At 63.3% G+C, this 21,767-nt stretch carries 21 protein-coding genes; 10 read left to right on the top strand and 11 right to left on the bottom strand.

Annotated features, from left to right (window positions below):
- Positions 1–41 precede the first annotated feature (41 nt).
- On the bottom strand, positions 42–785 hold the full coding sequence (locus tag ACR64R_RS13665; RefSeq protein WP_487362138.1) for an ATP-binding cassette domain-containing protein: 744 nt from the start codon (positions 783–785) through the stop codon (positions 42–44).
- Between the two features lie 450 nt (positions 786–1,235).
- On the opposite strand from ACR64R_RS13665, the gene ACR64R_RS13660 reads away from it, so the two are divergent.
- Positions 1,236–2,225, top strand: a complete 990-nt coding sequence (locus ACR64R_RS13660) for a sugar-binding protein (protein ID WP_487362137.1) — start codon at positions 1,236–1,238, stop codon at positions 2,223–2,225.
- 101 nt (positions 2,226–2,326) lie between these two features.
- On the opposite strand, the gene ACR64R_RS13655 is transcribed toward ACR64R_RS13660, so the two are convergent.
- Positions 2,327–3,340 (bottom strand): NAD(P)-dependent oxidoreductase, encoded by a 1,014-nt coding sequence (locus tag ACR64R_RS13655; RefSeq protein ID WP_487362434.1) that lies wholly within the window; start codon positions 3,338–3,340, stop codon positions 2,327–2,329.
- 74 nt (positions 3,341–3,414) lie between these two features.
- On the opposite strand from ACR64R_RS13655, the gene ACR64R_RS13650 reads away from it, so the two are divergent.
- Both ACR64R_RS13650 and ACR64R_RS13645 read left to right on the top strand, forming a co-directional pair.
- A complete protein-coding gene (locus ACR64R_RS13650; RefSeq protein ID WP_487362136.1) occupies positions 3,415–4,311 on the top strand; it encodes an NAD-dependent epimerase/dehydratase family protein in 897 nt (298 codons plus the stop codon).
- Between the two features lie 101 nt (positions 4,312–4,412).
- Positions 4,413–5,189, top strand: coding sequence for a FadR/GntR family transcriptional regulator (locus tag ACR64R_RS13645; protein ID WP_487362135.1), 777 nt, complete (start codon positions 4,413–4,415; stop codon positions 5,187–5,189).
- Positions 5,190–5,251: 62 nt separating this feature from the next.
- On the opposite strand, the gene ACR64R_RS13640 is transcribed toward ACR64R_RS13645, so the two are convergent.
- On the bottom strand, positions 5,252–5,539 hold the full coding sequence (locus ACR64R_RS13640) for a DUF3175 domain-containing protein (protein WP_487362134.1): 288 nt from the start codon (positions 5,537–5,539) through the stop codon (positions 5,252–5,254).
- Positions 5,540–5,694: 155 nt separating this feature from the next.
- Between ACR64R_RS13640 and ACR64R_RS13635 the strand changes: the two genes are divergently transcribed.
- The 7 genes from ACR64R_RS13635 (at position 5,695) to ACR64R_RS13605 (ending at position 13,719) form a co-directional block, all read left to right on the top strand.
- Positions 5,695–6,927, top strand: coding sequence for an MFS transporter (locus ACR64R_RS13635; RefSeq protein WP_487362133.1), 1,233 nt, complete (start codon positions 5,695–5,697; stop codon positions 6,925–6,927).
- Between the two features lie 158 nt (positions 6,928–7,085).
- On the top strand, positions 7,086–8,114 hold the full coding sequence (gene gntR, locus ACR64R_RS13630) for an HTH-type transcriptional regulator GntR (RefSeq protein WP_487362132.1): 1,029 nt from the start codon (positions 7,086–7,088) through the stop codon (positions 8,112–8,114).
- Between the two features lie 351 nt (positions 8,115–8,465).
- Positions 8,466–9,593: a sugar ABC transporter substrate-binding protein gene (locus ACR64R_RS13625; protein ID WP_487362131.1), complete on the top strand. Its 1,128-nt coding sequence runs from the start codon at positions 8,466–8,468 to the stop codon at positions 9,591–9,593.
- 73 nt (positions 9,594–9,666) lie between these two features.
- Positions 9,667–11,211: a sugar ABC transporter ATP-binding protein gene (locus ACR64R_RS13620; protein ID WP_487362130.1), complete on the top strand. Its 1,545-nt coding sequence runs from the start codon at positions 9,667–9,669 to the stop codon at positions 11,209–11,211.
- Complete coding sequence (locus ACR64R_RS13615) at positions 11,208–12,188, top strand: ABC transporter permease (RefSeq protein WP_487362129.1); 981 nt, start codon at positions 11,208–11,210, stop codon at positions 12,186–12,188. The genes ACR64R_RS13620 and ACR64R_RS13615 overlap by 4 nt, the downstream gene beginning before the upstream one ends.
- Positions 12,185–13,171, top strand: coding sequence for an ABC transporter permease (locus tag ACR64R_RS13610; protein ID WP_487362128.1), 987 nt, complete (start codon positions 12,185–12,187; stop codon positions 13,169–13,171). The genes ACR64R_RS13615 and ACR64R_RS13610 overlap by 4 nt, the downstream gene beginning before the upstream one ends.
- A 44-nt stretch (positions 13,172–13,215) precedes the next feature.
- Entirely contained in the window at positions 13,216–13,719 is a 504-nt protein-coding gene (locus ACR64R_RS13605) for a gluconokinase (protein WP_487362127.1), read from the top strand.
- A gap of 15 nt (positions 13,720–13,734) precedes the next feature.
- Here the strand turns inward: ACR64R_RS13605 and ACR64R_RS13600 are convergent, their stop codons facing one another.
- From ACR64R_RS13600 to ACR64R_RS13565, 8 genes are all read right to left on the bottom strand, one after another.
- On the bottom strand, positions 13,735–14,880 hold the full coding sequence (locus ACR64R_RS13600) for a hypothetical protein (RefSeq protein WP_487362126.1): 1,146 nt from the start codon (positions 14,878–14,880) through the stop codon (positions 13,735–13,737).
- A 156-nt stretch (positions 14,881–15,036) separates the two neighbouring features.
- Positions 15,037–15,486, bottom strand: a complete 450-nt coding sequence (locus ACR64R_RS13595) for an RrF2 family transcriptional regulator (RefSeq protein ID WP_027167615.1) — start codon at positions 15,484–15,486, stop codon at positions 15,037–15,039.
- 250 nt (positions 15,487–15,736) lie between these two features.
- Positions 15,737–16,723, bottom strand: a complete 987-nt coding sequence (locus tag ACR64R_RS13590; RefSeq protein ID WP_487362125.1) for a sulfate ABC transporter substrate-binding protein — start codon at positions 16,721–16,723, stop codon at positions 15,737–15,739.
- 192 nt (positions 16,724–16,915) lie between these two features.
- On the bottom strand, positions 16,916–17,956 hold the full coding sequence (locus ACR64R_RS13585; protein ID WP_487362124.1) for a sulfate/molybdate ABC transporter ATP-binding protein: 1,041 nt from the start codon (positions 17,954–17,956) through the stop codon (positions 16,916–16,918).
- A gap of 70 nt (positions 17,957–18,026) precedes the next feature.
- Complete coding sequence (gene cysW, locus ACR64R_RS13580) at positions 18,027–18,911, bottom strand: sulfate ABC transporter permease subunit CysW (RefSeq protein ID WP_487362123.1); 885 nt, start codon at positions 18,909–18,911, stop codon at positions 18,027–18,029.
- On the bottom strand, positions 18,904–19,755 hold the full coding sequence (gene cysT, locus ACR64R_RS13575; protein WP_487362122.1) for a sulfate ABC transporter permease subunit CysT: 852 nt from the start codon (positions 19,753–19,755) through the stop codon (positions 18,904–18,906). Before cysT ends, cysW begins: the two co-directional genes overlap by 8 nt.
- A gap of 65 nt (positions 19,756–19,820) precedes the next feature.
- Positions 19,821–20,849, bottom strand: a complete 1,029-nt coding sequence (locus ACR64R_RS13570) for a sulfate ABC transporter substrate-binding protein (protein WP_487362121.1) — start codon at positions 20,847–20,849, stop codon at positions 19,821–19,823.
- A 200-nt stretch (positions 20,850–21,049) separates the two neighbouring features.
- Positions 21,050–21,736: a M15 family metallopeptidase gene (locus tag ACR64R_RS13565; protein WP_487362120.1), complete on the bottom strand. Its 687-nt coding sequence runs from the start codon at positions 21,734–21,736 to the stop codon at positions 21,050–21,052.
- Positions 21,737–21,767 lie beyond the last annotated feature (31 nt).

Genomic DNA, 21,767 nt, shown 5'->3' with positions numbered 1-21,767 from the left:
TGTCGACCTTTCCTAAGAGGCGGGACGCGGAATTGCGTGCGTCAGGCCACTTTTTCGATGGCGCCGGTGATCAGCCCGGTGACTTCCTCGGGTGAGCTCGAGGCGATTTTCTTGTCGGCCACCTTGCGGCCGCGTCGCATGACGATGACGCGGTCGGCGACGTCGAAAACGTCGGGCATGCGGTGGCTGATCAGCACCACGGCGATGCCTTGGTCGCGCAGATGGCGGATGAGGTTGAGCACTTCGGCGACCTGTCTGACCGAGATCGCCGCCGTCGGCTCGTCCATCAGCACGATCTTGGCTTGCGAGAGCATGGTGCGGGCAATCGCCACGGCCTGGCGCTGGCCGCCCGACATCTGCTTGACGAGGTCGCGCGGCCGCGTTTCCGACTTCAGCTCGGCGAAAAGCTGGCCGGCGCGCTTGTACATCGCGCCATAGTCGAGGATGCGGAACGGGCCGAAGCCGCGGCGCAGCTCACGGCCGAGATAGACGTTTGCCGCGGCCGTGAGGTTGTTGCAGAGCGCAAGGTCCTGATGGACGATCTCGATGCCGTGCTGGCGCGCGTCCGCGGGCTTGTGCATGACAAGCTCCTTGCCCTCCAGCCGCATGGTGCCGTGGCTCGGATGGAAATTGCCGGCGATCATCTTGACCAGCGTCGACTTGCCGGCGCCATTGTCGCCCATCAGGCCGACGACCTCGCCGGCCTCCAACGAGAACGAGACGTCGCTGACCGCCTGGATGGCGCCGAAATGCTTCGAGATGTTGGCGAGTTCGAGAACCGACACCAGCCTTAAGCCTCCCCATTGGTTGGCGGCTCCCGCCACACTGGCCGGCTCCCCCATGCTTCATGCTCGTCCTTTTCCTCCCGAACGAGCGTGACGCATGCATTTAGGCAAAAGCGGACAAGGGCGTCAATCAATTGTCGGACGAATAATTTCGAGTCTCGACGAAAAATCGGTTTTGTAGGACAAATAGGAATTGACGTTGGCGAAAAGCCGATATTAGCTAAGCCTCGGAGGAAGAGTTTGGTGCTCGATCGTCTATTTGGCGAGGAGTGACAGACGGCTTTATGATCAAGGATCCGCTGCTCCGGCATTCGGGCAGACGGGTCGGCAAATGCTTATCAGCCCGGCCCAGGACACGAACATCGCGGGATGCTCGTCATGGTTCTTGCGCATCCGGGCTGATCAGTGTGGCGGGCACGCGGTGTCCGTCTGTTTCAAGGGAGGACTGATATGAAGAAAACACTTTTACTCGCCGCCGTCGCCGCCATGGCGTTGGGCGCCGGGCCGGCTTTGGCCAAGAAACAGCTCGTCATCGTCGTCAAGGGGCTCGACAATCCATTCTTCGAGGCCATCCATCAGGGCTGCGAGAAGTGGAACAAGGAGAACGCCAGCTCGGAATATGAATGCTTCTACACGGGCCCGGCATCGACCTCGGATGAAGCCGGCGAAGCGCAGATCGTGCAGGACATGCTGAGCAAGCCCGACACGGCGGCGATGGCTATCTCGCCGTCTAATGCGCCGCTGATCGCGCAGACGATCAAAAGCGCCAACCCGTCGATCCCGATCATGACGGTCGACGCCGACCTTGCCAAGGAAGACGCAGCCCTTCGTAAGACCTATCTCGGAACCGACAACTATCTGATGGGCAAGAAGATCGGCGAGTACATCAAGAAGGCCAAGCCGAACGGCGGCACGATCTGCACGATCGAGGGCAATCCGGCAGCCGACAACATCCTGCGCCGCGCACAAGGCATGCGCGATGCGCTGTCGGGCAAGGAAGGCCTTGCAGCACTTGCTGGCGAAGGCGGCTGGACCGAAGTCGCCGGCTGTCCGGTGTTCACCAATGACGACGGCGCCAAGGGCGTGCAGGCGATGACCGACATCCTCGCCGCCAATCCGAAGCTCGACGCCTTCGGCATCATGGGCGGCTGGCCGCTGTTCGGCGCTCCGCAGCCCTATCGCGACCTGTTCAAGCCGATGGCCGACAAGATCGCCAAGAACGAGTTCGTCATCGGCGCCGCCGACACGATCGGCGACGAGGTGGCGATCGCCAAGGAGGGCCTGGTGACCGCGCTGGTCGGTCAGCGGCCGTTCGAAATGGGCTACAAGGCGCCTGCGGTCATGCTCGACCTCATCGCCAACAAGAAGGTCGCCGATCCGGTCTTCACCGGGCTTGACGAATGCACCAAGGAAACGGCCGATACCTGCATCCAGAGGTAGGCGCCGGCCATCCACAGTAAAGTGTGAAAAGAGGGGCGCCCGCGAGGCGCCCCTCTTTTCCAGGCGTCGTTTTGCCGTCAGACAGCCTGGGCGCCTGCCGCCTAGATCTTCTGCTTCACACCGTCCTTCGAAGGCATAAGGTCGACGCCGTTGAGCTTGCCGATATGGGTGGCGAGCATCGGCACATACTGTTCTGCGGGCCCGGTCGCGAAAGCGGTCGCAAACGAATTCTTGGTGGCGTTGCCGAGCGGATTGGCGATACCGGCGGCGCCCGCCATCGATTCCAGATAGGTCAGGTCCTTGAAGGCGTTGGCGATGCTGAACTTGTGCGCGTCGCGGTCGCCCTCAAGTGTCCAGCGCATGAAGGTCTGGTAGAAGCCGCAGTCCATGCGGCCGTTGCGAATGACGCTGTCGAAGCGCGGCGGCGAGATGCCGACCTTCTGGGCCAGCGCCAGCGCCTCCGAATAGATGGCGGCATAGCCCAGCGAGATGAAGTTGTTGAGCAGCTTCATGCGATGGCCGTCGCCGGTATCGCCGATATGGACGATGCGGCCGGCCCAGGTCTCGATGATCGGCTTCAGCCTTGCAAACACCGCGTCCGGCGCGCCGACCATGGCGTCCAGCGTGCCTTCCCAGGCTTCCTTGGGCGTACGGCTGAGCGGGGCGTCTACATAGTCGACGCCGAGCGCCTTGAGTTCGGCGGCCAAGGCCACGGTCGAGACCGGATCGGAGGTCGAGCAGTCGACGACGACCGAACCTTGCTTCAGGCCTTCCTTCAGTCCCCCGGGGCCGCGAATGATCGCCTCCACCTCGCGCGAGCCGGTGACGCAGATGAATACGATGTCGGACGCCGCCGCCACGTCCCTGGAGGTGGCGGCTTCCCTTGCGCCGCGTCCCAACAGATCTTCCGCGGGCTTGCGGTTCTTGCGGCCGAGGAAGGTCAGCGGGTAACCCTTGTCGACGATGTTCTTGGCGATGCCGTGCCCCATCAGGCCGAGACCGATGAAACCGATTTTTTCGCGGGCAGCGGTGGTGCTCATGTCGTCTCTCTTCCCTGTCGTTCCTTGGTGATGGCGCTCGCCTGGCCAGCGCTTGTCGAGAAGGTTCCAGCGGATCGCGGTGGCGGGCGATTGCGGAATACCCTATTGTCTGACAATACACATAATTACCGAGCATTGTGGAGAGCAAAATGACGAAGCGGATCATGTTCACGGGCGGCAGCGGCAAGGCCGGCCGGCATGTCGTTGACTATCTGGTCGAACATGGCTGCCAAGTGCTCAACATCGACAACAGGCCGCTCGACAATCCGAAAGTGCGGACCCTGATCACCGACATCACCGACAGCGGACAGGTCTTCAACGCGCTGTCGAGCTATATGGGCCTGCACGAGTTCGACCCGTCGCTGAGAGCCCAACCGGTCGACGCCGTCGTGCATTTCGCGGCGATCCCGCGCATCATGATCACACCGGACAACGAGGTTTTCCGCATCAATGCGATGGGCACCTACAATGTCGTCGAAGCGGCGGTAAAGCTCGGCATCCGCAAGGTCATCATCGCCTCCTCGGAGACGACCTACGGGCTGGTCTTCGCCAACGAGCCGCGCAATCCGACGCATTTTCCGCTCGACGAGGACTATGACGTCGACCCGATGGACTCCTACGCTCTGTCGAAGATCGTGAACGAGAAGACAGCGCGGGCGTTTGCGCTGCGCAGCGGCTCCGACATTTATGCGCTACGTATCGGCAACGTCATCGAGCCGCATGAATATTCGCTGTTCCCGAAATGGTTCGCCGACCCGGGTTTCCGCAAGCGCATCGCCTGGAGCTACATCGACGCGCGCGATCTCGGTCAGATCACCTTGCGGGCCATCGAGAAGGATGGCCTGGGCTACCAGGTGTTCAACGCTGCCAATGACGACACCTCGTCGGACCTGCCGACGGCGGAACTCCTGAGGCGTTTCTATCCGGGTGTGCCCGTCAAGGCCGAGCTTGGCGAATACGAAACGCTGCTTTCGAACCGCAAGGCGCGTGATCTTCTCGGCTTCCGGCCGCAGCATAGCTGGCGCAATTACGTCAAAAAGGCATGAGGCGGCGCCAAATGCCGGCTGATCTGTGCACATCCTCGCGCGTTGCGGGAAAGCTGGCTTGGCGTGCTTGACAGCTTCTGAAAACGGGATTTTCTGGAACCATGCGGGACGCGAAGCCGAACAACGAAAAGAGACCGACGAAAACGGCAGCCGCGGAGCGTCCTGCCGGCGTTCGCCGGGCCAACGCGCCACGCATTCCGGGGGCCAGCGTGCACACCTCGCTCGCCAGCGAGATCGGGCTTCGGATCGTGCGCGGCGACTATCCGCCGGGCACCATCCTGCCAAACGAGGCCAAATGGTCGGAAACCTTCGACGTCAGCCGTTCCGCAGTGCGCGAGGCGATCAAGATGCTGATGGCAAAAAGCCTTCTGGCGTCGCGCCCAAAGATCGGCAGCTGGGTCGAACCGAAGGAACGCTGGAACCTTCTGGACCGGGATGTGCTGTCCTGGTACGCGACCTCGCCGGATCGCGAGGTTTTCCTGAGGACGGTGCAGGAATTCCGCCATATCATCGAGCCTGAGGCGGCCGCTTTCGCGGCGATGCGGCGTACCGACGAGCAGATGGCCGAGATCAGCCGGGCCTGCCGCGAGATGGGCGAAGCGACCAGCCTGCAGGAGCGTACCCGCGCCGACACACGCTTCCACCTCGCCATCCTCAGGGCTTCGGGCAACGACCTGCTTGTGCCGCTTGGCGTGCTGATCGAATCCGCCTTCGACCATCTCTTCACCTACACGACACGCGAGTTGGACGATCTGCAGCATGTCCAGAAGCTGCATGAGGCGATCGAAAGAAACATACGCCTGAAGAGGCCGGATGCGGCGCGCAACGCGGTCCGCAAGCTGCTTGCCAATACCGACGCAGTCATCCAGTCCCGCTGAGACCTATCGATGTCCGGCTGAGGCCGGCCTTACCTGAATATCGAAAGGCCCTGATCGGTCGGTTAATCCCGCTTCTCGCGACCGAAGGCGACGCGCAACTCGTCCTTGGCCTTTTCCAGTACTTTCTTGCGCTCTTCAGGCAAGTTCTTGCCGGCGCGATTGATGTAGAAATTCAACATCGACATGGCGGATTGGAACGGCTCCGCCTTGCGGCGGTCGCTGTGCTCGGCCGAACGTTTTAGCGATGCGGCGATCTTCTTCGCGTCGTCGGATTCGAAGACATGATCCTCGAGATCCATTGCGTCGCTGTGCTCGGTCACGTCTGCCGACCATTTCTTCTTGGCTGTCATGGCGAACTCCTTCCTCCAGGAAAACCCTATAAGGCGAAGGGGGTTCCCGCCTCTGGAGCCACGGAATTGTGCCTTGTGGCGCTGCTCGGCCCGGGAAATGCGGCGATAGTGCCCTGAACCACGCGGTCCTGAAGAAATCGCGGACAGGAGACGCCGTGACGACAGTCCCAGCAAATACGGCGAACAACGCTGGCATCGACAGCCTGTATGCGTGGACGCGGCTTGGCATTTCCCTGCTGCTGGCGACGATCGGCGGTGTCGGCACCTGGGCGGTGGTCGTGGTCCTGCCCGCGATGCAGGCTGAATTTGGTATCGATCGTGCCGCCGCCTCGATGCCCTACACGGCGACGATGGTGGGGTTTGCCGCCGGCAACGCGCTGATCGGGCGCGCCATCGATCGCTTCGGCTATTGGATACCGGCACTGGGCGCTTCGTTCGCGCTAGGCGCGGGATTCCTGCTGGCATCGCTCGCCAGTTCGATCCTGGGCGTCACGCTCGCCCAAGGCTTGCTGATCGGCGTCGGCTGTTCGGCGATCTTCGGTCCGCTGATCGCCGACGTCTCACATTGGTTCAACCGCCGCCGCGGCGTAGCGGTGACGGTGGCGGCGTCGGGCAACTACATTGCCGGGGCGATTTGGCCGACGCTGATGCCTTACGTGATGCAAGGCCACGGCTGGCGCTTCACCTATGCGGCGATCGGGGTCGTTTGCCTCGTCACCATGGTGCCGCTGGTCCTGATGTTGCGGCGGCGCGCGCCGCATGAGACGATATCCGGCGCGCCGCGCGGCCGGCCGGTGCAGCCTATCTCGCTGTCGCCTTCGCAGTTGCAGGTCCTGCTGGTGGTTGCCGGCTTCGGCTGCTGCATGGCGATGTCGATGCCGCAGGTGCATATCGTCGCCTATTGCATGGACCTCGGCTACGGCGTCGCGCATGGCGCCGACATGCTGTCGATCATGCTGGCGGCCGGTGTCATCAGCCGTATCGGCTCCGGCTTCCTCGCCGACCGCATCGGCGCGGTGAAAACGCTGCTGATCGGCTCGGGGCTGCAGTGCCTGTCGCTGCTCTTCTACATACCCTTCGATGGGCTTGCCTCGCTCTATGTCGTCTCGCTGGTCTTCGGCCTGTCGCAGGGCGGGATCGTGCCTTGCTATGCCATCATCGTGCGCGACTACATGCCCGCAAAAGAGGCCGGCCGGCGCGTCGGCATCGTCCTCATGGCGACGATCTTCGGCATGGCGGTGGGCGGCTGGATGTCGGGCTGGATCTACGATCTCACCGGGTCCTACGCCGCCGCCTTCCTCAACGGAATTGGCTGGAACCTCGTCAACCTCGGGGCCATCGCGTTGTTGACGTGGAAGGCCAACCGCAGCGCCGCGGCAATTGCCTGACGCGCCTGGGGCGCCGATCTGGGCTTGCTTGACAATGGTTCGCGCCTGCGCGAACCCCAATCTGCAATTCTAACTTGGCGGGCTGGGTTTGGTGGTTCGATGACAGGGGTGCCGATCCCGATGTTGCGGATGCGCGTGCAAGACTGGGGGAGAAGGCGTTGACCAGGCCGCGCTCCCGTCGCGGCGGCGGCCGTCCGACCATTGCCGATGTGGCGCGCAAAGCCGGTGTCGGCGCCATAACCGTATCGCGCGCGTTGCGCGAGCCCGGGCGGGTATCGGAAGACCTTCGCCGGCAGATACAGGCCGCGGTCGACGAACTCGGCTACGTGCCTGATCCGAACGCGCGTGCGCTGGCCTCGGCGCGGGCCGAGGTGTTCGGCGTTCTGGTGCCTTCGCTCACCAACAACGTCTTCGCCGAGGTGGTGCGCGGCATCTATGACAGCCTTTCCGACAGTTCGTTCCGTATCCAGATCGGCAACACCCACTATTCGGGCCTCGAGGAAGAGCGACTGCTGCAGCTTTTCGGATCGCAACGTCCGGCGGCGCTGATCGTGGCCGGCATCGATCAGACGCCCGGTGCACGACGGCTGCTTGAGGATGCCGGCTGCCCGGTGGTGCAGGTAATGGAGACCGGGCCGGACCCGGTCGACATGATGGTCGGCTTCTCGCATTTCGACGGCGGCAGGACTGCCACAGAGCACCTGCTGCAGGCGGGATACCGCAAGATCGGTTTCATCGGCGCGCGCATGGACCCGCGCTCGCAGCGACGCCTTGCCGGCTATCGCGCCGCCATGGAGGTCGCCGGTCTGTTCGATCCGCGGCTGATCACCACGACGCCGGTGCCGTCCAGCGTGACGCTCGGGCGAGAATTGTTCCGCGACGCGCTGGCGAAGATGCCGACGCTGGACGGCGTGTTCTGCAACAACGACGATATCGCGCTTGGCGTTCTGTTCGAATGTCATCGGGCATCACTCGACGTGCCGAAGCAGATCGGCATTGTCGGCTTCAACGATCTCGACATGATGCAGGTGTCGTTTCCTTCGATCACCAGCGTGCGCACGCACCGCTATGAAATCGGCACCCGCGCCGTCGCCATGGCGCTCGCGGCAATAGCCGGAAACCGGCCGGAACAACGGGTCGTCGATCTCGGTTTCGAGCTCATGCGGCGTGAGAGCACGGCCCGCTAGGGCCTGCGGCGGGAACGCCGAGCCAGCCGCTGCGTACTGTTTCTGGAGGCACTCTCACGAACACGGAAAAATGACGAAAGCGGCGCTTTACAGGTTCACATGGTAGCGCTACCATTTGTCTGTAAAATCAACATTCGGCAAAACTCAGGTCTGTTTATTATACATAAGCAACAGCTCAAGCTTGTTTATTATGTATAATATGATAGTTTCCTGAATGTCCCGGAGGGTGAGGGAAGAGGAGAAGGCTGGGCGATCCACGTCGCCCGGCAAGCGCTTCGGTCGGGCAGGAGGGTGCCGCCTACAGCGTCAGGGCTTCACAGTTCAGCAGATCTACATTTGGGAGGAATACCGATGATCAAGTCACTCGTTGGCGGCGTCGTTGCCGCCACTGCATTCGTCATGCTCCATTCGGCCGCCATGGCCGCCGGGCCGGAAGTCGTCTCCGGTCCCGCCGCGCAGCCGGACTGCTTCGCGCCATGGTCGGCCGACACGAAGTTCTTCAAATTCCCCAAGAAGGAAGGCCCGTTCCGCATCGCCTTCTCGAACGGCTATATCGCCAACACCTGGCGTATCCAGATGGTGCAGACGGCAAAGGCCTACGCAGCGCAGCCCGACGTGAAGGCCAAGATCAAGGAATTCAAGGTCGTCTCGACCGGCGAGGACGTGCCGGCGCAGATTTCGGCAATCAACAACTTCATCGACTCCGGCTATGACGCCATCGTCACCGACGCGCAGAACCCGACCGCTTTCGGCCCTGTCATCAAGCGCGCCAAGGAAGCCGGCATCGTGCTGGTCGCCTTCGACAACATTCTCGACACCAAGGACGCCATCAACGTCAATGTCGACCAGAAGGGCCTCGGCGAGTTGTGGGCCAAGTGGCTGGTCGACAAGGTGCCGAACGGCGGTAAGATCCTCGAAGTGCGCGGCGTCGCCGGCACCTCGGTCGATACCGACCGCCACAACGGCATCCATGAGGTGCTGGATGCTTCCGGCAAGAAGTGGAACGTGACCGAAGTTGCCGGCAAGTGGGATGACGGCGTGGCGCAGAAGGTGACCGCCGACGCGATCGCGACCAACGGTCCGTTCGACGGCATCACCGGCCAGGGTGGCGATACCGGCATCGTGCAAGCGATGATGGATGCCAAGCATCCCTTCGTGCCGTTCGGCGGCGAGACCGAGAACGGTTTCCGCAAATTCTGCGCCAAATATTCGGGAGAAGGGCTGAAATGCACATCAGCGGGGTCAGGCCCGGCCCAGGTTGCGGTGGCAATCAAGACCGCGATCGCGGCGCTTGAAGGCGAGGTGGTGCCGCAAGAAGTGAAGTTGCCTCTGGCAGTCGCCTCGGACCCGAACATGAAGGAAGGGACGGATTACTTCCCGAAGGAATCCGACAATTTCTTCGTCGGCAATTCCTTCCCGACCTGCGGCATCAATTTCAGCGCGCAGGAAATCATGGGCCAGACCAAGGCGGACCAGTAAGCTTCCAAATCGATGACTTGGCGCCGCGGGTGAGCCGCGGCGCCGCCTCATGCAGATATCACCTGGAGGCTCAATGGACGGTGCGGTTCCGCTCTTCCGCATGGAAGGCATATCCAAGCGCTATGGCGGCGTCAGGGCCCTGGACAAGGCCGACCTGACAGTCAGCGCCGGCAGCATACACGCCATTCTCGGCGAGAACGGAGCCGGCAAGTCGACGCTGATCAAGATCATGGCGGGCGTCGTGGCGCCGGACGAAGGCAGCATGAAGCTCGATGGCCGCGTGGTGAATTTTGCCTCGCCGGCCGCGGCAAATCAGGCCGGCATCGTATGCATCTTCCAGGAACTGTCGCTCATCCCGGAACTGAGCGTTGCCGACAACATCGTCATTTCCGACCCGCCGAAGCGCTTCGGCATGATCGACCGCAAGGCGCAGCGGCGCATCGCGCAAGAAGCGCTGGCCCGCGCCGGCGCTTCCGACATCCACCCCCGCGCCTTGGTCAAGGACCTGCCTCTGTCGCGCCGGCAGATGGTGGAGATCGCCAAGGCGCTTGCCCGCAAGCCGCGCATCCTGATCCTCGACGAAGCGACCTCGGCACTGACGGCGGCGGATGTCGCCAAGGTCTTCGAAGTGTTGAAGCGGCTGCGCTCGGAAGGGCTGGCGCTGCTCTACATCTCGCACCGCATGAACGAGATCGCGGAGCTCGCCGACCATTGCACGGTGTTCCGCAACGGCCGCAACGTCGCGAGCTATCCGGCCGGCTCGAAGAGCGATAATGAGGTGGTCGAGCTGATGATCGGCCGCGAATACAGCCACATCTTCCCGCCGAAGCCCGTTGCCGCGCCGACCGCCACGCCGGTTCTCGAAGCGCGCAATCTCTCCTGGGCCGACCGGCTGGACAATATTTCGCTGAGCGTCAGGGCCGGCGAAGTCGTGGGCCTGGGTGGTCTCGACGGACAGGGCCAGCGCGAATTGCTGCTTGCCTTCTTCGGCGTGCTGCGCGGACTGCGCGGCGAGGTGCTGATCGACGGCAAGCCAGCTTCCATCTCCAGTCCGAAAGCAGCCAGCGACGACCGCATCGGCATGGCGCTGATCCCCGAAGATCGCAAGACCGAGGGGCTGATGCTGCCGATGACGGTGCGCGAAAACCTCTCTTTCGCGGCGCTCGACCGGCTGACCAAGGGCGGCATCATCGACCGTGCCGCGGAGCAGCGCCTGATCGACGACATGGTCGGGCTGCTGGCAATCAAGACGGCGGGGCTCGACATTCCCGTCGGCGCGCTCTCCGGCGGCAACCAGCAGAAGGTGGTCATCGCCAAATGGCTGATGCGGCAACCGCGCATCATCCTGCTCAACGATCCGACGCGCGGCATCGATGTCGGCACCAAGCAGGAGATCTACCAGTTGATGCGCAAGCTGGCGGATGCGGGCGCGGCGATCCTGTTCTATTCGACCGACTATGACGAGCTCATCGGCTGCTGCGACCGCGTGCTCGTGCTTTATGACGGCAGCGTCAAGCGCGAACTCGTTGGCGCTGATATCACCGAGCATGCGCTGATCGCCAGCGCGCTCAACATCCATGGCAAGGGCGCCGGTACGAACCAGGGAGCGGGCGCGTGAAGGATTGGCGCTACTTGATGGCCGAGCAGCGCGGCACGTTGCTGGCGCTCTGCATCTTCATCGTCATGTTCATCATCTACACCACGAACCATCCCGCGGGGTTCACCGCCAATGTCGTTCAGACGGCCGCCAATAAGGGCGTGCTTCTGGCCTTCGTCGCCATGGCGCAGACGCTGGTGGTGATCACCGCCGGCATCGACCTGTCGGTCGGCATGATCCTGCTTCTCACCAACTGCCTGGCGTCCTGGCTGGTGGTCGGCACGCCGCTGGAGACCACGCTCGGCGTGATCGGGGTGCTGGCGGCGGGACTGGTCTGCGGGGCGATCAACGGCACCATCGTCATCTACGGGCGCCTGCAGCCGATCGTCGCCACGATTGCCACTGGCGCGGTCTATTACGGCATCGGGCTCCTGCTGCGGCCGTTTCCGGGCGGATCGGTGAATGAGGACCTTGCTGACGCGCTGACGGGAAAACTGTTCGACGTGATACCGACCTCGCTGGTCGCGCTGCTCGTCGTCGTGATGGTCGTGTGGGTGCCGTTCAGCCGATCGGAATTCGGTCGTGCGGCTTATGCCGCAGGCTCGTCGGAAACCGCGGCCTATATGTCGGGTGTGCCGATCCGGCGCGGCAAGTTCCTCGCTTACGCGCTGGCCGGGCTGCTGGCGTCGATCGGCGGCCTGTTCCTCACCTTCTTCACCTATACGGGCGAGGCGGCCTATGCGAGCGGCAATTCCTATACGCTGTTCTCGATCGCGTCCGTCGTGCTGGGCGGCGTTTCGCTGTTCGGCGGCAAGGGCAGCGCCATCGGCGCCATCTTCGGCGCGCTGGCGTTCCGCACCATAGGCGACCTCCTGTTCGTCTTCGACTTCGATCCGCTCTGGCAGCCGCTGTTCCAGGGCGTTATCCTTTTGATCGCGGTCAGCCTCGGCGCCTTCGCGCTATTCAGGGTGCGCAACCGGTTGGAGTGGTTCCTGTGAGCGAGACGACACTCGGGAGCATTGCCGGCCGCATGCCCAAATTTCTCCGCCGAGCCGATCCGGCGGTGCTGACGGCTTTTGCCTGCATCGTGATACTGCTGCTGCTCGGCAGCCTGTATTCGCGCAGTTTCCTGTCGCCGGAATATCTGCTGCAGCAGTTGAAGGTCGCGTCCTTCCTCGGCGTCATCGCCACCGGCATGATGCTGGTCATCCTGCTCGGCCAGATCGACCTGTCCGTGCCGTGGTCCGTCGCGGCGGGCGCCATGATGGCCTGTGCGGCCGCGGCCTATGGGACGGTTGGCGTTGCTCTCGCCATCCCCTTCGGGATCCTGTGCGGGGTGGCGATCGGCATCGTCAACGGCATCGGCGTGGCTTATCTGCGCATTCCCTCGATGATCATTACGTTAGCCACCAATGCCGTGGCGCAAGGTCTGATGGTGGTCTATACGGGCGGCTTCTCGCCACAGGATTCAGCGACGGCGGCGATGCGCTATGTTGCAACCGGCTTCACCATTCCGGGCGTTCCCAACGCCGTCATCATCTGGGCGCTGATCGGCGCCGCGATGGTCTTCGTGCTGACCCGCACCAGTTTCGGCCGCGCCGTCTACGGCATCGGCAATCGCGAGCGCGCCGCCTACCTTTCCGGTATCGACACGCGCCGCATCGTGATGATCGCCTTCGCCGTCTCCGGCGGCCTGTCGGCCTTCGGCGGCGTGCTTTTGGCCGGTTATGCGTCGAAGGCGGCGCAGTCGATGGGCGATGCATATCTCTTGCCGTCGATCGCCGCCGTGGTGCTCGGCGGCACCTCGATCCTCGGCGGGCGGGGCTCTTATCTCGGCACGGTCGCCGGCGTGATCCTGATCACGCTGCTGCAATCCATTCTCTCGGTCATGCAGATGCCGGAGGCGGGTCGGCAGATCATCTACGGGGTCGTCATCGTCGCCATGCTTCTGCTTTACGGGCGTGCGCCGGCGAGCCGCTGACCGTGGATGAGGCAGAAGCAAGACCGCAGGTACCGGAGCTTCGCATGAGCGACCTGCTGACGGCGCCGGCCATTGTCGTGATGGGTGTTGCCGGTTGCGGCAAGACGGCCGTGGGCGAGGCGCTTGCCAAGGCTCTCGGTGCCGATTTCATCGAAGGAGACCGGCTGCATCCGCCGGAGAATGTGGCGCGCATGGCGCGCGGCGAGCCGCTTACGGACGCATTGCGCGAGGGCTGGCTCGACGCCATAGGCGAACGTGTCGCGACCTCCGTTGCCGGCGGGCGGAGAGCGGTGGCGGCGTGCTCGGCGCTGAAACGCGCCTACCGCGACCGGCTTACCCGCTTCTGCCCGGAACTCGTCTTCCTCTATCTGAAGATCGATCGCAACACCGCCTGGAGGCGGGTCTCCAACCGCAAGGGGCATTTCATGCCCGCAAGCCTGGTCGACAGCCAGTTCGCCACGCTGGAGGAGCCTACGGCTGACGAACGGGCGGTGACGGTCGACGGAACGCGGACGGTTGCCGGGCTTGTGAAAGGAATCGTTGGTTAGAACGGTTCGGGCGCTTCAGGCGCCGTCGTTGCCGATCGCCGTCTCGGCCGGCCGCTCGGTCAGCCGCGTGGCGCTCGACCATGCCATCATCTGCGCCGGACAGAGGTTGAGGGTTTCCAGCATGTGGTCGCGCTTCGACAGGATGTATCCCGCCTGAACGGCTAGGTTCTTCGCCGCCCTGTCCCTTGCCGGCGACTCGGACACTTGCGGATCCGGGCTCAGCTCGCTGACGATCGCGCGGTACTGGCGAAAGGGCACCTCCTCGATGGTCGCCATGTGAAACAGCGCGGCACCCGCGCGCGCGGCGAAATTCGCCGGCGCCGAGGCGAGGTGGGTGAAGCCGCGCTCGCCCATGGCGGCCTCGGCGAAGGCGGAGCCGGCATAGACGGTGTTGGTCATCAGGACCACGCCGTTTGCTTTCAGCACCTTCTGGATGCGCGTGGTGACCTGATAGGCGTCGGTGCGCTCAAAGACGATCCTGCTTTTCAGGAAGCGGTTCTCGACCTTCACCAATGGCGGGTTGATTACGCGGAAGCCGAATTTGCTCGGCGAGAAGCCGTGGTGCCGCACGCTCACCTGATGGGCATCGACGCCTGCCTCATGCAGGGCGCGCTTGCCCATGATGGTCTGCGCCGTAAACAGGTCGCACCATATGATGGCGCCGCGCCCGTTGCGCAAGGCTTGTCGCAGAACCTCGAGGCCTTCCAGCCGGATCGCCGGCGACCAGCGCCAGCCGGCGACGAGATGCGCCGCAAGCAATAGCCGCCGGCGGTGAACGGCGGCAAGCTGCGCCTCGAAAATAGCTCGCGTATCGGCGGTATCGCCGAGCACCGCCTTGACCGCGACGTCGTACCGGGCGAAGTCCTTGCGAAAGTGGCGCCCGCGCCTGAGGCTGGAGGCCCAGTCGCAGATCGGTCCCCACGAGGAGACCGGCAGCAGCGCCGCGACAGCGAGATAGAAGCAGGACAGCAGGCTCTCGCGCAGATCCTGATTGGAGAAACGGCGCAGTTTTCCCGGGCGGATAACCTGGCGGCTGTAGAAGCGGACGGATTCCTCGCGCCCCGGCACCGGCACGTCGGCAATGATCTCGGTGCGATAGATGTCGTTCGACGATGGTTGCCGGCTGGCCGTGCGGGAATTGCCAAGCCAAGGCAGCCTCATGCGTCAGAGCCCTGTTTCATCCTCCCAGCCGCTTTACTGCGTCCGCAATAGACTGGCAACCAAGGGCCACAAGTCGACTTGTCGTCGGGCGCAAGCGCGGGCGGAAAGCTGCGGCGAAGGACGGAACCTGGCCGATACCTCTTGCTCGAATTTGCTTCAAATCTGGGAGGTGAGTTCCGCTGGAAAATCGTCGTTGTCGGCGTCGCGCATGGCGGCGAGGCTGCGGTTGTCCAGCACCTCGGCGATCGCCTGGCGCACTTCCAGCATCATGTGGCGGACCTGGCAGGTGGCCTCGTCGCAATCCTCGCAGCGCTGGTACTGCGTGCGGCTGGCGCAAGGGATCGGCGCCAGAGGGCCGTCGAGCACGCGCACGACATGGCCGATCTTGATCTCGGAAGCGGGCCGGGCGAGGCGGTAGCCGCCTTCCTTGCCCTTGCGGCTCTGGACGAAACCGGCATTGCGCAACTCTCCCAGGATCGCATCCAGGAATTTCTTCGGGATGTTGTTGGCGACCGCGATGTCGTTGACGAATGCAAGCTGGCCAGCCGGCAGGCTGGAAAGATGCACGAGGGCCTTGAGGCCGTATTTGCCTTTTTTGGTCAGCATGCCCGATTCAGTTCATCAAACCCCAATGCGCCTGCATCTGGCGGTTGTTTGTGTGCAAATCATGACAGTTTGACCGTCTGACGCCGCCTGGTCCAATAATTTGCGTCACAGCTTAGGCACAAACGCGTTGATTCTTCGTAACGTTTTTCACGTTGGGCCGGCATTTCCCCTGCGAACTCATGCAACCCCGCTTACATAAAGAAAGCCGGCAAAGCCGGCCTCCTTGCTCTTCCTGATTGTGGAGCCTCTTTCAGCGGCTGCCATAGGCCTGATCGAGCAGTCCGCCAGCGGCGAAATGCTCTTTCTGCACCTTGTCCCAGCCACCGAAAACCTCCTCCACCGTCAGCAGGCGGACGTCCGGGAAGTCGGCCTTGTGCTTGGCGGCGACCGTCGCATCGCGGGCCCGCAGGCCGTTCTCGGCGGCAACCTCCTGGCCATCCGGAGTGTAGAGGAAGTCGAGATAGGACTTTGCGAGATCGCGGCTGCCATGCTCGTCGGCGACCTTGTCAACGATCGCCACCGGGAACTCGGCCAGCAGGCTGACCGAAGGCGTGACCTGCTCGAACTTGTCGTCGCCATATTCCTTGCGGATGCCGCGCGTCTCCGACTCGAAGGTGATCAGCACGTCGCCGATTTCGCGCTGGACGAAAGTGGTGGTGGCGGCGCGGCCGCCGGTGTCGAAGATCGGCACGTTGTTGAAGAGCTTGGTGATGAATTCCTTCACCTTGGCGTCGTCGCCCTTGAAGGCTTCCTTGGCGTAGGCGGTGGCGGCGAGATAGGTGTAGCGCGCATTGCCCGATGTCTTCGGGTTCGGGAAGATCACCTGTACGTCGTCCCGCACCAGATCGTTCCAGTCCTTGATGTGCTTGGGATTGCCCGCGCGGACCAGGAACGAAGGCAAGGAATAGAAGGGCGAGGCGTTGTCCGGGAAATCCTTCTGCCAGTCGGCCGAGACGAGGCCCTTCTTGACCAGGAAGTCGACGTCGGTGACCTGATTGAAGGTGACGACATCGGCGGCAAGACCCTCGGCGATGGCGCGCGCCTGGGCCGAAGTGCCGGCATGCGACTGATCGATCGTGACGCCGGGATGCTTGGCGATGAAGGCCTTGTTGATGTCGACGAACAGCTCGCGGCCGACGTCATAGGATGCATTCAAGAGCTTGTCGGCCGACCAGGCTTGGGAGGACGAGAGGACGAGACCGGCAACAGCCGCGATGCCGAGCAACAGACGCTTCATGAAAACGGGCTCCTTGGAAATGGATCAAGCTATTGCGAGACCATAGTGGGGAAAGCCTGGTGCGACGAGGCAAGCGCTCCGAGAGGTGGGCGAGGGTCGAGAAAATATCTCGCCAAACCAGCTCTTTGGTAGGATTTTCTTCCAGGCAGATTCATGGCGAAGCCAACAACCGGAAGGCAGCGGAAGCCCCCCTCAGGAAGCCGGAAAAAGCTTCCAGCGTCGCGGCCTGAACGCTACCCGGCTCTTCTGCGCGGCGGGATGGTCGACCGGCAGCTCGATCTCGACGCGTTGGCGCTGGCCGCCGATCTCGAGCTCGACGCGCCTGGTGCCGGCGACGCGGCGGCTGGCGGCGACGGTGCCGGCGATGCAGCCGCTGCAGCCGTCGAGCAGGTCGACGTCATGCGGACGGAAGTGGAGAACCGCATCGCCGGCCGGCGCATGCGGCGCCTGCAGGCCGATCGGCCGGTCCGCGATCCAGACCTCCCCGTTCTCGACCTTGACCGGCAGCGAACTGGACTCGCCGATGAAAGAGTAGACGAAAGGCGAGTTCGGCGTGTCGTAGATGTCATCGGCGGTGCCGACCTGCTCGATGCGTCCCTGGCTCATGACCACGACGCGGTCGGCGAGCTCCAGCGCTTCTTCCTGATCATGCGTGACGAAGACGGTCGTGTGGCCTGTGCGGTCGTGGATCTCACGCAGCCAGCGGCGCAGCTCGCGGCGAACCTGGGCGTCGAGCGCGCCGAAAGGTTCGTCGAGCAGAAGCACCTTGGGCTCGATCGCCATGGCGCGAGCCAAAGCCACGCGCTGGCGCTGACCGCCGGAAAGCTGCGCCGGATAGCGCTTTTCCAACCCCGACAGCTGGACGAGGTCGAGCAGTTCCAGCGCCCGGCGGCGGATTTCCTGCGCCGGTGGACGGGCTGCGCCATGGCGGACCTTCAGGCCGAAGCCGATGTTGTCGGCCACCGTCATGTGGCGGAACAGGGCGTAATGCTGGAAGACGAAGCCGACATTGCGCTCCTGGATCGACTTATGCGAGGCGTCCTCGTCGCCGAAGAAGATCGCCCCCTTGGTCGGCCGCTCCAGGCCGGCGATCAGGCGAAGCAGCGTCGTCTTGCCGGAGCCCGATGGCCCGAGCAGCGCGATAAGCTCGCCTGACCTTATATCGAGCGACACGTCGTGGAGCGCCGGAAACCGCTCGAACTCCTTGCGCACGTTGACGACGCGAACTTCCATACATTTCCCTCGGTTCGTTCATGCCGCCGTTACCCCAAAATGCCGGGCATTTCGGGCGGCAGCCGTTTCTTCAGTGTCCGCGCGTCGCGGCAAGCTCGGCGCCGTAGCGCAACTCGAGCAGTGTTTTCAAGACCAGCGTAACCAGCGCTAGGCCGGCGAGAAGCGAGGCGACGGCAAAAGCGCCGACGGCGTTGTACTCGTTGTAGAGGATCTCGACATGCAGCGGCATGGTGTTGGTGAGGCCGCGTATGTGGCCGGACACCACCGAGACCGCCCCGAACTCGCCCATGGCGCGGGCGTTGCAAAGCAGCACGCCGTAGAGCAGCCCCCATTTGACGTTGGGCAGCGTCACATACCAGAAGGCCTGCCAGCCGCTGGCGCCGAGCGAAAGCGCGGCTTCCTCGTCGCCATTGCCCTGTTCCTGCATCAGCGGGATGAGCTCGCGGGCAACGAAGGGGAAGGTGACGAAGACGGTTGCCAAAACGATGCCCGGCACCGCGAACAGGATCTGGATGCCATGCGCCTTCAGCCATTCGCCGAGCAGCCCTTGCGCGCCGAAAAGCAGCACGTAGACCAGGCCGGAGATGACCGGCGACACCGAGAAAGGCAGATCGATGAGGGTGGTAAGGAAAGCCTTGCCCTTGAACTCGAACTTGGCGATGGCCCAGGCGGCCGAGAGGCCGAAGACGAGATTGAGCGGCACCGAGATCGCCGCCACCAGCAAGGTCAGCCGGATGGCGGAGCGCGTGTCGGCATCGCTGAGCGATTGGAAATAGGCGCCGACGCCCTTGGCGAAAGCCTCCTTGAACACGATGATTAGCGGCAGCAAAAGGAAGATGCCGAGAAAGACGAGTGTGACGGTCGTCAGCGTGATGCGGACGGGGCGGCTTTCGGTGACCGCGGCCGACCGGCTCTCATGCAAAGGCTCGTAGGATTTTATCTCGGGGTCAGCCATAGCGCTTGCGGCTCCATGTCTGCACGAGGTTGATGACGAGCAGCATCGCGAAGGACAGACCCAGCATGATCGCGGCGATCGCGGTCGCTGCCGGGTAGTTGTATTCCTCCAGCCGGATGACGATCAGAAGCGGCGCGATCTCGGATTTGTAGGGCAGGTTGCCGGCGATGAAGATGACCGAGCCGTACTCGCCGACGCCGCGCGCGAAGGCGAGCGAGAAGCCGGTGACGATGGCAGGCGCCAGGCCAGGCAACAGCACGCGGGTGATGATCTGGAAGCGGCTGGCGCCGAGCGTGGCGGCGGCTTCCTCGACCTCCTTGTCGATTTCTTCCATGATGGGCTGGACGGTGCGCACGACGAAAGGCAGCCCGATGAAGACCAGCGCCACGACAATGCCGAGCGGCGTGTAGGCGACCTTGAGGCCAAGCGGCATCAACAATTTGCCGAGCCAGCCGGTCGGGGCGTAGAGCGTTGTCAGCGCGATGCCGGCGACCGCGGTGGGCAGCGCGAAAGGCAGGTCGACCATCGCATCGACGACGCGGCGGCCGGGAAAACGGTAGCGGACCAGAACCCAGGCGACGAGCGTGCCGAAGACGACGTTGACGGCGGCGGCGATCAAGGCCGTGCCGAAGCTGATCTTGAGAGCAGTGAGGGTGCGCCGATCGGTGGCCAAAGCCCAGAAATCGGTCCAGCCGAGCGCTGCCGAGCGCCAGATCAGACCCGAGAGCGGGATGAGGATGATGAGCGTGAGGTAGGCAAGCGAGAAGCCGAGCGTCAGTCCGAAACCCGGAATGACACTCGGCTGCCTGGATCGCCACCCCGCGTGAGCGGGTGCAGTGGTCATGCTGTTCTGGATCGTCCCTTCTTACTCAACCAGATTGCAGTCAACAGTCTTCGAGGATTGGCCTCTCACTGAGCCGGCTTGTAGATTTGGTCGAATATACCACCGTCGCCGAAATGGTAAGGCTGCGCCTTCTTCCAGCCGCCGAATTGCGGGTCGTCGATGCTGACCAGCTTGATCTCGGGCAACTTGGCGAGGTCCTCGGCCGGAACCAGTTCGGGCTTGGCCGGTCGATAGTGGTTCTTGGCGATGATCGTCTGACCTTCCTTCGAATAAAGATAGGAAAGATAGGCTTCGGCCACCTTGCGCGTGCCCTTGGCGTCGACATTGGCGTCGACGACGGCCACAGGCGGCTCGGCCAGGATCGAGGTCGGCGGGTAGACGATGTCGAAATTGTCGGCGCCGAATTCGTCGAGCGCCAGATAGGCGTCGTTCTCCCAGCCGATCAGCACGTCGCCCAAGCCCTTCTGGGCGAAGGTGACGGTCGAGCCGCGGGCGCCGCTGTCGAGCACCGGGGCATTGGCATAGAGCTTGCCGACGAATTCCTTCGTCTTGGCCTCGTCATTGCCGTCATGCGCATTGGCATAGGCCCAGGCCGCGAGATAGTTCCAGCGCGCGCCGCCAGAGGTCTTCGGGTTCGGCGTGATCACCTGGACCCCGTCCTTCACCAGATCGCTCCAGTCGTGAATACCCTTGGGATTGCCCTTGCGCACCAGGAACACGATGGTCGAGGTGTAAGGGGCTGAATTGTTTTCGAATTTCTTGCGCCAGTCGGGGTTGATCTTCTTCGACTTGGAGACGATGGCGTTGATGTCGCCTTCGAGCGCCAGCGTCACGACATCGGCGTCGAGGCCGTCGATCACCGCGCGGGCCTGGGCGCCCGACCCGCCATGCGACTGCTGGATGGTGACCGTCTCGCCGGTCTCGGCTTTCCAGTGCGCGGCGAAGGCCTCGTCATAGGCCTTGTAGAGCTCGCGTGTCGGATCGTAGGACACGTTCAGAATGGTCGTGTCCGCGAACGCGAAGCCGAGCGTGCCGAACTGGACAGATGTCGCGACCAGCGCGCCGAGCAGTTTCCTGAAATGAGTTTTGGTCATTCCCGCCTCCGTTGAACTGCTGCGAACTCTACCGAGTTTATAGAATTTAGATGCATTGATTGTTGCCTTTTTTGCCCCACCGAAGCAATTTTTCGCCGAGCTAGGACCGTTTGAGGAAATAACTTCCTCACCCGCTGGCTGCCCGCCTGGTCGACAGGCGCAGTGACTGTAAGCGGCCGGGGCGGGGCACGCCGGGCGCGTTAATCGGCCGTGACCGGAAAATCGAAGCGCTGTTTTGGAAAAGGTTCTTTGGCCAAGGTGAAGTGCCACCACTCGCGCTCGTAGTTGCGGAAACCGGCAGCGCGCATGGCGGCAAGCAGCATCTTGCGGTTCGCTCTCGCTTCAGCGGGAAGAGGGCGGTGCGCCGTCTCGCTCATCGGATCGAAGCAGTCGAAACCGGTGCCGAAGTCGAGCGTGCCGCCGTCCGGCGCGCCGCAGGTGGAATGGACGACGCTTTTCTTGCGAAGGTCGGCGATGGCGAGGTCGACTGTCGAGCCGCGCGAATGGCTGGACAACGCGCCGACATAGCCCTTGGCGATAAGGTCGCCGCGCTCGACCGTCGGATACCATTGTGGATCCGGCCGGCCGCCTTCTCTCGTCCATTTGCCCATGTCGGCAACGGCGCGCGCGGGTCGGTAGCAGTCGAATACGACGAGCGTCAGGCCGTTGGCGGTCGTGGCTTTCTGGACATTGGACAGCGCCTTTGCCGCCTGCGCGGTCAGGATGCACACTGGCGCGTCATAGCCATCGGCCTTGCGATGCATGAAATTATGGAGGCCGGCGTAGCGGATGTCCTGGTGGATGGTCGGGTCGACATCGGCAAGCCTGACGAAGCCGGCGGGCAGGGGATCGGCAAGGGCCGCTGGGGTGCCGGCAATCGAAAGCAACGCGCAAAACGCAATCCCCTGAATCGCTTGC

Source organism: Mesorhizobium sp. MC2-1-1, from assembly GCF_057597255.1.
Note: the sequence above shows the minus strand (reverse complement) of the source record. Positions and strands in the feature narration are given on the sequence as shown.